Annotated in this window: 16 protein-coding genes; 13 read left to right on the top strand and 3 right to left on the bottom strand. The window is 56.7% G+C overall.

The window, feature by feature from the left end:
• The first annotated feature begins 262 nt into the window (after positions 1 to 262).
• The 13 genes from SV253_03215 (at position 263) to SV253_03275 (ending at position 11,576) form a co-directional block, all read left to right on the top strand.
• Positions 263 to 634: an NADH-quinone oxidoreductase subunit A gene (locus SV253_03215; protein ID MDY6775076.1), complete on the top strand. Its 372-nt coding sequence runs from the start codon at positions 263 to 265 to the stop codon at positions 632 to 634.
• The gene (locus SV253_03220; GenBank protein MDY6775077.1) at positions 618 to 1,334 is read left to right on the top strand and encodes an NADH-quinone oxidoreductase subunit B; all 717 of its coding nucleotides are present in this window, start codon (positions 618 to 620) and stop codon (positions 1,332 to 1,334) included. The genes SV253_03215 and SV253_03220 overlap by 17 nt, the downstream gene beginning before the upstream one ends.
• Positions 1,331 to 2,995, top strand: coding sequence for an NADH-quinone oxidoreductase subunit D (locus tag SV253_03225; protein MDY6775078.1), 1,665 nt, complete (start codon positions 1,331 to 1,333; stop codon positions 2,993 to 2,995). The genes SV253_03220 and SV253_03225 overlap by 4 nt, the downstream gene beginning before the upstream one ends.
• The gene (locus SV253_03230; protein ID MDY6775079.1) at positions 2,995 to 4,065 is read left to right on the top strand and encodes a complex I subunit 1 family protein; all 1,071 of its coding nucleotides are present in this window, start codon (positions 2,995 to 2,997) and stop codon (positions 4,063 to 4,065) included. Before SV253_03225 ends, SV253_03230 begins: the two co-directional genes overlap by 1 nt.
• Positions 4,062 to 4,541, top strand: a complete 480-nt coding sequence (locus tag SV253_03235) for an NADH-quinone oxidoreductase subunit I (GenBank protein ID MDY6775080.1) — start codon at positions 4,062 to 4,064, stop codon at positions 4,539 to 4,541. The genes SV253_03230 and SV253_03235 overlap by 4 nt, the downstream gene beginning before the upstream one ends.
• Before the next feature lie 2 nt (positions 4,542 to 4,543).
• Positions 4,544 to 4,825 (top strand): NADH-quinone oxidoreductase subunit J, encoded by a 282-nt coding sequence (locus SV253_03240; GenBank protein ID MDY6775081.1) that lies wholly within the window; start codon positions 4,544 to 4,546, stop codon positions 4,823 to 4,825.
• Between the two features lies 1 nt (position 4,826).
• Positions 4,827 to 5,189, top strand: coding sequence for a hypothetical protein (locus tag SV253_03245; GenBank protein MDY6775082.1), 363 nt, complete (start codon positions 4,827 to 4,829; stop codon positions 5,187 to 5,189).
• Positions 5,176 to 5,478 carry an NADH-quinone oxidoreductase subunit NuoK gene (gene nuoK, locus SV253_03250; GenBank protein MDY6775083.1) on the top strand — a complete coding sequence of 101 codons (303 nt, stop codon included), beginning with the start codon at positions 5,176 to 5,178 and terminating at the stop codon, positions 5,476 to 5,478. Before SV253_03245 ends, nuoK begins: the two co-directional genes overlap by 14 nt.
• Positions 5,479 to 5,481: 3 nt before the next feature.
• Positions 5,482 to 7,476 carry an NADH-quinone oxidoreductase subunit L gene (gene nuoL / locus SV253_03255; GenBank protein ID MDY6775084.1) on the top strand — a complete coding sequence of 665 codons (1,995 nt, stop codon included), beginning with the start codon at positions 5,482 to 5,484 and terminating at the stop codon, positions 7,474 to 7,476.
• Positions 7,476 to 9,008, top strand: a complete 1,533-nt coding sequence (locus tag SV253_03260) for a NuoM family protein (protein MDY6775085.1) — start codon at positions 7,476 to 7,478, stop codon at positions 9,006 to 9,008. Before nuoL ends, SV253_03260 begins: the two co-directional genes overlap by 1 nt.
• An 81-nt stretch (positions 9,009 to 9,089) precedes the next feature.
• Positions 9,090 to 10,565 (top strand): NADH-quinone oxidoreductase subunit N, encoded by a 1,476-nt coding sequence (locus SV253_03265; protein ID MDY6775086.1) that lies wholly within the window; start codon positions 9,090 to 9,092, stop codon positions 10,563 to 10,565.
• Positions 10,562 to 11,131: an MBL fold metallo-hydrolase gene (locus SV253_03270; protein MDY6775087.1), complete on the top strand. Its 570-nt coding sequence runs from the start codon at positions 10,562 to 10,564 to the stop codon at positions 11,129 to 11,131. The genes SV253_03265 and SV253_03270 overlap by 4 nt, the downstream gene beginning before the upstream one ends.
• 4 nt (positions 11,132 to 11,135) lie before the next feature.
• A complete protein-coding gene (locus SV253_03275; protein ID MDY6775088.1) occupies positions 11,136 to 11,576 on the top strand; it encodes a GIY-YIG nuclease family protein in 441 nt (146 codons plus the stop codon).
• A gap of 14 nt (positions 11,577 to 11,590) precedes the next feature.
• On the opposite strand, the gene SV253_03280 is transcribed toward SV253_03275, so the two are convergent.
• The 3 genes from SV253_03280 to SV253_03290 all read right to left on the bottom strand — a co-directional run.
• A complete protein-coding gene (locus SV253_03280; protein ID MDY6775089.1) occupies positions 11,591 to 11,992 on the bottom strand; it encodes a PIN domain-containing protein in 402 nt (133 codons plus the stop codon).
• Positions 11,979 to 12,227, bottom strand: a complete 249-nt coding sequence (locus SV253_03285; protein MDY6775090.1) for an antitoxin VapB family protein — start codon at positions 12,225 to 12,227, stop codon at positions 11,979 to 11,981. Before SV253_03285 ends, SV253_03280 begins: the two co-directional genes overlap by 14 nt.
• 79 nt (positions 12,228 to 12,306) lie before the next feature.
• Positions 12,307 to 13,433, bottom strand: a 1,127-nt coding sequence (locus tag SV253_03290; GenBank protein ID MDY6775091.1) for an oligosaccharide flippase family protein, incomplete at its 5' end; no start/stop codon positions are given.

Consider the following 13,433-nt stretch of genomic DNA (forward strand, 5'->3'; position numbering starts at 1 on the left):
CGTCGTAGGTGTATCTCTCACCGGTTGTCGCTACGACCGCCTCGGCGTCGCCGTAATGTCGGCGCGCCCTGTCGAGGAAGTCGGTTACGAGAAGCTCTTTCTTCATACACCAAATATAATCCAAATAAAAGATATTAAGGCTTGTGTACTCCAACTTCGGGATGTGCTACACAGTTACTCCCACAGGCGCGACACGAACCATGCACGAGATTGTTTATCAATATTTAAGTTGTGTCCAAATTAGAATACTATGATTAATTACATGAACGACTGGATAGCAGTGGCGGCTATGGGCGTCGTGGTCTTAGCTATCCCCTTAGTGATGCAGGGGGTCAGCTACTTCCTACGTCCGACCGTTCCCGAAAAACAGAAATCGATTACGTACGAGAGCGGTGAGAGTCCTACGGGGGACACACGTATAGGCTTCAGCATACAGTACTACATGCTGGCGCTCCTGTTCGTCGTCTTCGACATAGAGACTGTTCTACTTTACCCGTGGGTCACAGTCTTCGCCGACAACCCCGGGACGTTCGTGCCAGCGTTCATCTTTATCGTCGTCCTCTTCGTGGGACTAGGATGGGCTTGGAAGAACGGAGCAATGGAATGGGTGAAACCAGATGTTAGACAACAGTAAGACACAGATAAGTGAGACACGCGAGGGAGAAGTCGACCCGAGGATGAACTCGAAGCTTCGGGAGATGTTCGGGTCTCTTCCCGTAGTCACGGCAAAGCTCGACGACATAATGAACTGGGCACGTGCTTCGAGCATGTTCCCGTTCCAGTTCGGAATAGCTTGCTGTTCGATAGAGATGATGCAGACGGTCGCCATAAAACACGACATGGACAGGTTCGGTGCGGGCGTCTTCAGGAACTCGCCGCGCGCCGCTGACCTCATGATCGTGCCGGGCACCATAAACGCGAAGCTCGCGCCGCGTGTGAAACGCCTCTACGAACAGATACCCGAGCCGAAGTTCGTCGTCTCAATGGGGTCGTGTACGATAGCGGGCGGTCCCTTCCAGGAGGGCTACAACGTAGTCAAGGGACTCGAACTCTTCGCTCCCGCCGACATACACGTACCGGGCTGTCCGCCGCGTCCCGAGGCTCTCCTCTACGGTGTGATGAAGATGCAGGAGAAGATAGCGAGAGGCGAGTCGTCGCCCGTCACGGTCAAGCCCTACGAGGTCAAGGAGCTTCAGGACTGGGACAGGGACGAACTCGCCGACTTCTTCGAGAGGGAGATAAACAAGGACGACCTCGTGATGAAGTACACACATTCGCCCGAAGTGAACGACGAGGCTGAGGCGACCATAGACACGGAGGAGAACCGAAGATGAGTCAGAAGATCGACAGACGGTACCAGGAGATACACGAGTCGATAGAGGACGAACTTCCCGACGCAGTCGCGGGTGTAGAGGAACACGGCAACGCTCCTGCGATAATCGCGAATCCGTCACGTGTCGACGAGGTCGTCGCTGCTCTCAAACAGAACGGCTACAACCATCTGTCGTCGGTCTCGGCGGTCGAGTACGACAACAGGTACGAGAGCGTCTACCACCTCAGACGTATCACCGACGACCCCGAGGACTTCGACGAGATAAACGTCGTCGCGATGGCAGACCCCGAAGACCCGACTGTCAAGACGGTCTCTCACGTCTTCAAGGGCGCGAACTGGCACGAGCGCGAGGCGTACGATCTCATGGGGATCGAGTACGAGGATCACCCCGACCTCAGACGTATACTCCTTCCCGAGACCTGGAAGGGACATCCTCTGAGAGACGAGTACGACATCGACCAGGTTCAGTACAACTCACTTGAGGAGTGGCAGAACCCCATAGAGGAGAGGTACGAGGTCGAACTCGAGGACGAGAGCCTCGACACTATGTTCATAAACATAGGTCCTCACCATCCCGCGACTCACGGCGTCCTCCATCTCAAGACCGTCTTAGACGGAGAGGTCGTCGTCGACGTCGACCCCGACATAGGCTACCTCCACAGATGCGAGGAGTACCTGTGTGAGAGGCTCAACTACAAGTACCAGATAATGCCTTATCCCGACAGATGGGACTACGTCTCGGCGGGTCTCCTCAACGAGATGGCGTACGCTCGCACGATAGAGGACATGGCGGAGATAGAGGTTCCCGAGTACGCTCAGGTTGTGAGGACGCTCGGAATGGAGCTCTCACGTATTGCGGCACATCTCCTCGCTGTCGGTACATACGCACTCGATGTCTACGGAGAGCTAAACGTCCTCTTCATGTACGCCTTCAAGGATCGTGAGATAATACAGGACATACTCGAAGACCTCACGGGACAGCGTCTGATGTTCAACTACTTCAGGCTCGGAGGAGTCGCCTACGACATACCCGAGCCGCGCGACGAGTGGTTCGGTCAGATACGTGACTACCTACGTGACCTTCCCGAGAAGCTCGACGAGTTCCACGCGATACTCGACGACAACGAGCTCTTCCAGAAGAGGACTGTCGACACCGGCATACTCGAACCCGAGGTCGCTAAGGAGTACGGCGTCACAGGTCCCGTCCTGAGAGGCAGCGGAGTCGGATACGACGTGAGAGAGGTCGACTCATACGCCTACTACGATGAACTCGACTGGGATGTCGTGACGTATAACGGCTGTGACAATATGTCGCGCGTCCTCACGCGTCTCGGAGAGGTCGAACAGAGTGCGCGTATCATAGAACAGTGCGTCGACATACTCGAAGACTGGGACGGCGAAAGAAAGATTAGGACTGAAGTTCCGCGCTCTGTCGAGCCGCCCGAGGACGCCGAGATGTACAGAGCCGTCGAGGGAGCGAAGGGTGAGCTCGGAATCTACATAGTCAGCGACGGGAGTGAGTCGCCCCACAGGTTCAAGATACGCGCCCCCGGATTCTCGAACCTCGCCGCATTCCACGAGATGGTTGAGGGCGAGTACCTCGCCGACATGGTTGCGAGTCTCGGAAGCCTCGACCTAGTCTTCGGGGAGGTGGACAGGTAATGCTCGCGTCTACTCCAATGGCGACCTTTACCGAGACAGTCGGATTCGGCGAGTCGGGTCCTCTCGCTCAGTTCGGCGTGGGTCTCGTGGTCGCGTTCATCTGGACATCTGTGATACTCACACTCCTCGGCTTCGGAGGGGTCTGGTTCAAGAGGAAATGGAACGCCGCCTTCGGTGACAGGGTCGCCGTCAACAGGGTAGGACCCTTCGGTCTCCTGATAATAGTTGCCGACTCGCTCAAGCTCTTGGCGAAGGAGGTTGTCGTACCCAACGACGTCGACAGGCTCGCCTACTGGGGAGCGCCTATACTCTCGACGTCGTCGATACTCCTCTCGTTCGTCTTCATTCCGTGGGGAAGCGGTCTCCAGATCTCTGACCCTCAGGCGGGTCTCGTACTCACATTCGGTCTCGCGAGCATACCCTCCCTCGGAGTCGTGATGGCGGGGTACGGATCGAACAACAAGTACTCCTTCCTCGGCTTCGAGAGGGAAGTCGCACAGGCTATCGCCTACGAGATACCCTTCGTGATCTCCGCCGCCGCTCTCGTCCCTCTCGTCGCGTTCTTCGGCGACGGAGCCCCGCTCCAGATGTCACAGATAGTCGCCGCACAGCAGGGTCCACTCTTCGGTGTCGAGGGTATTCCGCTGCCCAACTGGTTCATATTCGCTCAGCCTCTCGCGGCGGTGATCTTCTTCGTGGCGATGCTCGCCGAGGTCGCGCGTAACCCGTTCGACCTTCCCGAGGCAGCCTCGGAGCTAGTCGCGGGGTACCTCACCGAGTACGGGGGAGTCAACTTCACACTGATGTTCCTCACCGAGTTCGCGCATATGTTCCTCGGAGGAGCGATATTCACGACGCTCTTCCTCGGTGGTGGAGCCGGACCCGTGCTTCCCGCGGTACTCTGGTTCGTAATCAAGATGTTTGCTGTCTACGCAGTCATACAGTGGCTACGTGCGACGATACCGCGTGTACGTATAGACCAGCTTCTACAGATAGGATGGAAGCGTCTACTTGAACTCAGCTTCCTCAACCTTCTGTTCACGACAGGTATTATGTGGGTGACACTATGATGGGAGTACTCAAATCGTTAGGAGTCACAGCAAAGCACGCCATAAGAGGCGAGACATTCACGGTCGAGTACCCCGAGGAGTCGCCCGAGGTATCGCCGCGGTTCAGGGGCACACATAAGTTCAGCCTCTCGCGGTGTATCTCGTGTAGGATGTGTGAGGAGGTCTGTCCCAACAACACGATAGAGATAAAGACAGATCGGAAGAGGAACATAGAGGAGTACAACCTCAACCTCGGTCAGTGTATCTACTGCCGTCTGTGTGAGGAGGTCTGTCCCACAGACGCCATAATCCTGACACAGCACTTCGAGCTAAACGCTGGAATGAAGGCGGAGCTCGAGTACACGAAGGAGGATCTCATGGACGTGCCGTGGTACAAGGACACCGACCCGCTCGAAGCCAGGGAGCCCGACAGGGGTGGCTGGATAGGAACGAGCGAGGAAGAACAGCAGGAGATAGAGGAGCTTTACGGAGATTAAAAATGACAGGACTAGAGACAGCAGTCTTCGTTCTGTTCGCAGTCGTGACCGTAGGAGCGAGCCTAGGGGTCGTTCTCGTCGAGAACGTCTTCCACGAGGCACTTCTCCTCGGTCTCGCTCTCATGAGCGTGGCGGCACATTACATACTCCTTCAGGCGGAGTTCGTGGCGGCGATGCAGGTACTCGTCTACGTCGGAGGAGTCCTCATACTCATCATATTCGCGATCATGTTCATGAGAGGCAGACTCGAACCCAGCGGAGACCAACAAAAGGAGACAAGATAAGATGGAAAGAAAGAGACTAAGACTAATACCCGGGGCGATCGTGACGGCACTCTTCGTCATGATTTCGACCGTAGCTGTCGGAACCCCGTTCCCCGCACCGCGTCCCGTTACCGGAGACGTAACGTATATGATAGGAACAGTCCTGTTCGACGAGTTCCTCGCGGCGTTCGAGATAATAGATATGCTTCTCGTCGCCGCGCTCATAGGCGGTCTCTACCTCGCTAAGAGAGACAAGGGCGACGAGAGGGACGTCGGTGGAGCCGTCGAGAAGAAGCCGATGACAGAAGCAGACGAAGCACGTGAGAACATGGAGACCACAGCCACAGCCACAGCCAAGGAGGTGAAGCCGGATGGTGCCGAGTAGCTACTACATCGTCCTGAGCGCCGCGGTCTTCTGCATAGGCGTATACGGCGTTCTGACACGTACGAACGCGATAGTCATACTCATGTCGGTAGAGCTTATGCTCAACGCGGGCAACCTAAACCTCGTGGCTTTCTCGGCACAGGTCGGCAACCTTCAGGGACAGGTATTTTCGCTGTTCGTGATGGCACTCGCCGCGGCGGAGGTCGCCGTAGGACTCGGAATATTCATAACTATGTACCGTGAGTTCGGAACAGTCGAAGTAACTAAACCCAGCTTCATGAGGTGGTAAGAGATGGCGATGATAGACTACGCTTGGCTCGTGCCGGTCATACCCTTCGTGTCGTTCGTGTTGATCTTCCTCGGAATGGTGCCGGGATACGTAGGAAAGTACAGCGACGGTAAGAGAGGAATAGGCGGCGGAGCCAGTACCGTAGTCGGAACCCTCGGAGTGGCTCTGTCGCTCGGTCTCAGCCTCCTGATATTCGCAGAGACCTTCGGGGGGCACGGGGAAGCCCACGTCGTCAAGCAGATGACGTGGACGGCGGCTTCGTCGGTAAGCCTCAGCTTCGGTATACTCGTCGACCCTCTGAGCGCGCTCATGATCGTGATAGTCACGACGGTGAGCTTCCTCGTCCACGTCTTCTCGAAGGGATACATGAATGACGAGGGCGAGACCGGACTCCCGAGGTACTACGCCGAGCTCTCGCTCTTCACGGCGAGCATGCTCGGGTTCGCTCTCGCAGACGGACTCCTGATGGCGTTCGTCTTCTTCGAACTCGTCGGACTGTGTTCGTACCTCCTCATAGGATTCTGGTTCGACCGTCCGAGTGCGGCGAGCGCGGCGAAGAAGGCGTTCCTCGTCACGAGGTTCGGTGACTACTTCTTCCTTGTAGGAGTCGTCGGTGTCTTCGCAGCATTCGGCAACTTCGGCTTCACGGGTGAGAACTCGTTCCCGTCGACCGCAGCGACGATGATAGACGAGGGAGAAGCGATACTCGGACTCGCACCTGAGACGGGGGTCACGGTACTCGGGCTCCTCGTCTTAGGCGGTGTGATAGGCAAGAGTGCCCAGTTCCCTCTACATACATGGCTACCTGACGCGATGGAGGGTCCCACGACGGTCTCGGCGCTCATACACGCTGCGACGATGGTCGCCGCGGGTGTCTATCTCGTCGCGCGTCTCTTCCCACTCTACGCCCTCTCGTCGACCGCTCTCCTCGTGATAGCGATCGTCGGAGGAATCACGGCTCTCTACTCGGCGACTATCGCAGTCGTCGCAGACGACATAAAACGCGTACTCGCCTACTCGACTATATCCCAGTACGGATACATGATGATCGCTCTCGGCGCGGGAGGATACACCGCGGGGGTCTTCCATCTCATGAACCACGCCTTCTTCAAGGCGCTCCTCTTCCTCGGCGCGGGAAGCGTCATAATTGCCAACCACCACATAATGGACATGTGGGAGTACGGCGGTCTGAGGAAGAAGATGCCCGTGACCTACTACACATTCTTAGCGGGAGCGTTCGCTCTCGCGGGAATCGTGCCGTTCTCGGGATTCTGGAGTAAGGACGAGGTACTCGCAGTCGCCTTCAAGAACGCCGCGAACGAACCTCTCCTCTGGATACCCTTCGGAATGGGAATGGTCGCTGTACTCTTCACGGGGTACTACACCTTCCGGATGGTCGCACTCACCTTCCACGGCTCGCCGAGGTCGGAGCACTCTGAACACGCTTCCGAGAACTCCGCCGCGGTCAAGATACCCCTGATAGTTCTCGGTGTTCTCGCGACAGTCGTGGGATTCGTCAACGCAGCGCCGATAGGGATTCATCAGCTAGAACATTTCCTCCACTCGGGAAGTCTCAGGATGATTGCGGCGGAGAACGTCGGATACGTCGAGGAGTTCGAGGTCAGCTATGCTGTCACGGGACTCTCACTCGGTCTCGCTCTCATAGGAGCGTACCTCGGCTTCTCGGGGTACGCCGAGTCGCCGACGAGGAGGAAGGAAAGCTGGGGATTCACCCCTGTCCTCGAAAAGGGCTACTACGTCAACGACTTCCAGCTCTGGATCGCTGAGGGATTCACGCTTCCTCTCACGAAGTACCTCAACTCGTTCGACCTCGGCGTAGTCGACGGTGTCGTCAACGCAGTCTCGTCGACATCGAAGGGAAGTGGTGACGCGATGAGACGTATACAGACCGGGGTCGTGAGTAACTACGCCGCAGTGATCAGCTTCGGACTTGCGACGTTACTTCTCATAATCGGACTCTACGGAGGGTGGTTCTAATGAAGATAACAGCACTCATAGCCGTACCGATGGTAGCAGCACTCGTCACCCTCTTCATTAAGGGTGACAAGTCGAAGTACTTCGCCTTCGTGGCGTCTCTCGCACCTCTCGGGGTCAGTCTCTACATCTGGTCGCTCTTCGACTCGTCGGGAGGAAACGCTCTCCTCGACTCGGGAGCCGTCCAGTTCGAGGAAGCGGTACACTGGATCACTCTCGGAGGCTACGACGTCCAGTACCTCGTGGGTCTCGACGGAGTCAGCATGCCCTTAGTCGTACTCACGACGTTCCTCGCGAGCCTCGCGATACTCTCGGCGTGGCAGTCGATAGACGAGAGACAGAACGAGTTCTACGCCCTCGTCCTCCTACTCGAAGGTGGTCTCATAGGCGTCTTCACCGCACTCGACTTCCTAGTCTTCTACGTCTTCTGGGAAGCCGTACTCGTCCCGATGTACTTCCTCATAGCAGTCTGGGGAGGCGAGGACAGGAAGTACGCCGCGATGAAGTTCTTCGTCTACACCAACACCGCGTCTCTTGTGATGTTCATAGGAGTCTTCGCGCTGATCTTCAACTCGGGAATCGAGAGCCTCAGCCTGGTCGCTCTGACACACGCTATCCAGTCGGGCGGTCTCACAGGCGCGTGGGGAATACCCGCCGACATTCTCGCACTCATGGCGTTTGTCGCCCTCTTCATAGGATTCGCCGTCAAGGTTCATCTCGTTCCGTTCCACACATGGGCACCCGACGCCTACGTTCAGGCACCGACCCCCGTTAGTGTCCTACTCGCGGGTGTACTCCTCAAGATGGGTACTTACGCACTACTGAGGTTCAACTTCACTATGCTCTCCGACGTCGCCGCGGGACTCACCGCTGAGATCGCGGTCGTCGGCGCAGTCAGTGTCATCTACGGCGCGCTCTTAGCGATGGCACAGACTGACCTCAAGAGGATAGTCGCTTACTCGTCGATATCGAGCATGGGGTACGTCATAGTCGGCTTAGCGGCGTACACCGAGTACTCCGTCGGAGGCGCGACCTTCCAGATGATCTCACACGGTCTCATAAGCGGTCTCCTCTTCATGGTAGTCGGAGTCGTATACCACAAGCTCCACACGCGTGACGTACACGAGATCTCCGGCTTAGCCCACAGGATGCCCGTCGTGACGACAGTCTTCGTCGCGGCGGCTTTCGGATACATGGGACTCCCCGGTATGTCGGGATTCGCCGCCGAGATCTTCGTCTTCCTCGGATCGATGGGATCGTTCGAGGGATCAAGGATTATAGTCCCGGTAGCGATGTTTGGGGTCGTTATAGTCGCGGGATACCTTCTCTTCGCGATGCAGAGAACCCTCTTCGGCGAGTACGACGCTCCCGACGAGTATAAGGACGGACTCACCGACGCCTCGGTCGCCGAGACAGTTCCTCTCGTCCTTCTCGTACTCGTGATAATCGCGCTCGGGGTACAGCCCGACATCGCTTTCGAAATGATACAGAGGTCGACGAGTGCAGTAGTCGAGCTCACCGCAGGAGGTGTGTAGAATGAGACATAGCAGATACCAAGACAGAAACCAAGGTCGAGGTCGAGTTCAAACCATGAAGTCAGACGAGAGCCAGATGAGGTGGTCGACGTGGTAAGCCTCGAAGCCGTGTCGCCCGAACTCGCTGTGGGAGGTGTCGCGCTTCTCATACTCCTCGTCGACAGTTTCACACAGTCGAAACACGGACGTATCGCGGGAGTCCTCGGCTTCTTAGGAGTTACGGGAGGCTTCGGACTCAGCCTCTACGTCTACGGAAGCGGAGTGAGAGCCGACTCAGTCGCAGGTATGCTGATAGTCGACGAGTTTTCGCTCTTCTTCAACTTAGCCGTCCTGATAGTCTCGGCTCTTGTGATCGTAGCGAGCTTCGAGTACCTGAGCGAGTTCGCCCCCGAGACGAAGAACAACACGACAGAGTACGTCGTCCTCGTACTACTCGCGACACTCGGAATGATGCTGATGGGTAGCTCGCGGTCTCTCGTGACTGCCTTCATATCGCTTGAGATGACATCGCTCGCGTCGTACGCACTCGTGGGATTCACGAAGAAGAAGAAGGCGAGTATCGAGGGTGCTATGAAGTACCTCATACTCGGAGGTCTTTCGAGCTCTATACTCCTCTACGGAATCTCACTCGTCTACGGAGTCACGGGAACCTTCGACCTCTTCGAACTCGGAACGATGGACTCCCCCGTCGCACTTGTCGGCGTCGGAGCCCTCTTCATACTCGCGGGATTCGCGTTCAAGGTCGCCGCAGTTCCGTTCCAGGTCTGGGCACCCGACGCCTACACCGGAGCACCGACTCCGATAGCGGGCTTCATATCGAGCGCGTCTAAGATAGCGGGCTTCGTCGTCCTCTTCCGTGTATTCACAGTCGCCTTCGCGACACGCGTCGACTGGGTGCTCGCTGTACAGATACTCGCAGTCGTGACGATGACGTTCGGCAACTTCGCCGCCGCGGCACAGTCGAGCGTCAAGAGGATGCTCGCCTACTCGTCGATAGGACACGCCGGCTACGCTCTGATAGCCCTCGCTGTCTTCTCGTCGTCGGGTAACCAGGCATTCGCACTCGGAGCCGCGATGAGCCATCTCTTCGTCTACGGTCTTATGAACACGGGAGCCTTCCTAGTCGTCGGACTCGTAGACGACTACTGGGGATTCGGATACGAGTTCGAGGACTACGCCGGGGTCGGAAGACAGGTTCCCGTCATAGGGGTCGCGATGGCGATATTCATGTTCTCGCTCGCGGGTCTTCCGACGGGAGCCGGCTTCGTCTCGAAGCTCGCGGTCTTCGCGAGTGCTGTCGAGTCGGGATACTGGTGGCTCGCACTTGTGGGCTCGGTAAATTCGGCACTCAGCCTCTACTACTACACGAGAGTCCTCAGGTATATGTGGGTCGAGGACTCGTCGAGTGAGTCGCCCGAGATAACTAAGAAGCCTCTCGGCATCTACGCCGCCATAATATTCGCCGCCGCGGCTACATTCGCCCTGATGTTCGGCTTCGAGCCGGTTCTACAGACCGCGACAGACGCCGCTAGTCAGCTTCTATCTCTGTCGGTATGAGGATAGAGGACGAGGTCGAGAGGATTCCGACGCCCTCGACGTCTTCTAACGTCTACTCAGTCGACGGTGTCTTAGTTGACGTCGGAACCGACGTATCGGCTCTTCCCGACGCTGACGAGGTCTACATAACACACGCCCACGCCGACCACGTAGGCTGTCTTCCCGAGTACGTCGACGAGACCGACGCGGAGTTCCACATACATCCGAAGGCGTGGGATACTCTCGTTGAAGACGACGAGTACGCGCGTCTCAATTCCTGCTTCGTCAACGACGGCGACACAGTCTACTTCGGCGAGTACGCCTTCGAAGTTCTCCACACACCTGGACACTCACCCGGAAGCGTCTCGTACTACTCTGAGGACGAAAAGACTCTCTTCGCGGGCGACGTCGTCTTCGGAAACGGAAGTCCGGGACGTACCGACATGCCGGGGGGCGACTCCAAACAGCTTAGAAGATCGCTCGAACGTCTCAAGAACCTCGAAGTCGACCATCTATATCCCGGACACTCCGACCCGAGTCACACAGACGTCGAAGGCAAGATACACGTCGCCGCGAGTCTTGTCTGAGTATATGAGTCCGAAGGACGACACACAAGGCGGCATTTATACTCTCGTTCTCCGTCTCGAAGACGACACGGCTATAGAGGTAGGAGCACTCGGCGAGATAGAGTTCGAGTCGGGACTCTACGCCTACACAGGCAGCGCGCTAGGAAGAGGTGGTTTCAGCCGTGTGGAGAGACACAGGGACGTCTCCGAGGGCGAAAACGACACGAGGAGATGGCACATAGACTACCTCAACGGCGACGCGAGGACTAGTATCGTCGAGGTCGTCAAGTCTCCGGGAGTCGAAGAGGAGTGTGAGATAAGCCGACGTATCGAAGGCGAGAGGATCGGTTCCTTCGGAGCGTCTGACTCCGAATGTGACTCACATCTCGTCTACTCCGAGGAGGAGACAGACGAGTTCCTCGAAACCGTACGTGAAGCTCATACCTCAGTTTCTGGGGATACATAAAACCATACTCGGACTCAGTATGCCTCAGTCTCGACTCCGTCGAATACTCCGAAGTCGGAACTGTTACGTGTGACTACTGGTGCGTTTAGCGACCTTGCGACACCTGCTATCAGAATATCCGCTGCCAGATCCGGATCGTAGTCATCTGAGCTTCGCAACTCGGCTTCTATACGTGCCGCTTCAAGGGCGTGGGACTCCGTAAATGGCTCGACCTCTAACCACCTAAAGTCGGAGAGTACTTCGTCTACACCGGGTGTTGGAGTCTCGACGAGAATCTTACCCACGGCTATCTCCTTCAGATTTACTGACGAAGTAACTAACACGTCGTTTGTCTCCTCAGACTCCTCCAAGAAACGCGCGACGCCTTCGTCCCCACGCTGGTGATCTACGAGAAAGGTCGTGTCAAGAAGTTTCATCAACCGTCCTCTGCTGCCTCTCCGCTTCCGAGATGGAGAGATCCTCCCTCTGTTCCTCGACTATCTCACGTAGTTCATCGCCGCTGTCTTCGAGCTTACCGAAGGATCTTCTCCAGTCTGACTGTGAACTCTCGACAAGTCGGTCTATAGTGTCGCTGAAACTCTCGCCTTCGCGTTTCTCAGAGACGAGACGCTCGTAGACATCTTCTCTGACACCTATCGTCTTAGTCGGCATCATGATCTGTTTGTATACACAGACACAAAAACTTCGGGGTGGAGTACTCGAACTGAGCTTCGGTTGTGACATCTTTACTTTATACATACTCAGACCGGAAGTCTTCCCAGACCCCGCGAGCCGTAGACCGGAGATGGTGACTCACGACGAGCTCCAAGCCGCCGTAGACGGCTCCGCCGACGACGAGGTAACCGACGACATCGATCCAGCTCGATACTCCGAATACTTCCTTCGCCCCGTAGACTACGACAGCCATCACGGCTCCTGAGACCAGTTGCTTGAGGAAGGGAACGGTCACGACGAAGTCGGTGTCTGTAATCTGACGTACTTGTCTGACCGTCAGAAGGTAGGTGACGCCTGACGTGACCGCAGTAGCTATGACTATACCCGAAGCTCCGACCACGAACCAGAGACCCACGCCGAGTACGACGTTGAGAAAGAACGAGACTACGGATATTCTGAAGCCTATGTCGGGTCGGTCTAATCCCGTTATAACCGACCGGAACGACGAGGTCTGGGTCTTGATGAGACGGTGGAGTGCGAGCCCGACGACGAAGACACCCGCGCCGGAGTACTCGCCACTGAAGACTGTGACTGCGAGCTCCTCACCTATCACGAGGCTTCCAAAGAAGATGGGTACGCTGAGGAGACTGCCGTACGACAGCGAGTTCCAGAGGTCGTCCTTCCAGTCTTCGTCGCGCGATTCGAGGTTCGAGACACGTCCTATGAGACCTGTGCCGATCACGCTAGAGATGAAGACCGCGGGCATAGTGATCTTGAGTCCGACCTGGTACTTTCCCGCCACAGACGCCGTGGCGAGCCAGCCGAGTAGGACTGTGTCCATCCGTGAGAGTGCGGTTCCGACGAAGCCGCTCGGTATCGACCATCTGGCGTACTCGGCTATCGACCGGATCGATTTCCACGACGGTACCGAGGGACGTACACCGACCCAGCGTACGAGAACCGGAAGGACGAGGACGGGACCGATTACGGTTCCTCCGACCATTCCCCAGACCCCGAGTCCGAGGAGAACCAGGAGTATCTTTCCTACGATCTGTATCAGAGTGCTCAAAGACCCGCTCCAGACTGACAGCGAGAAGTTCTTTCTCCCCGAGAGAAACGTGTTGAGCGCCCAGTACGACGAGGTCGCGGTGAAGAGAAGAGGAACAGCGACCGGAATAACCGGGTTCTGAGTCATCAGACTTA

Source organism: Candidatus Afararchaeum irisae (assembly GCA_034190545.1).
Classification (GTDB): Archaea; Halobacteriota; Halobacteria; order Halobacteriales; family Afararchaeaceae; genus Afararchaeum; species Afararchaeum irisae.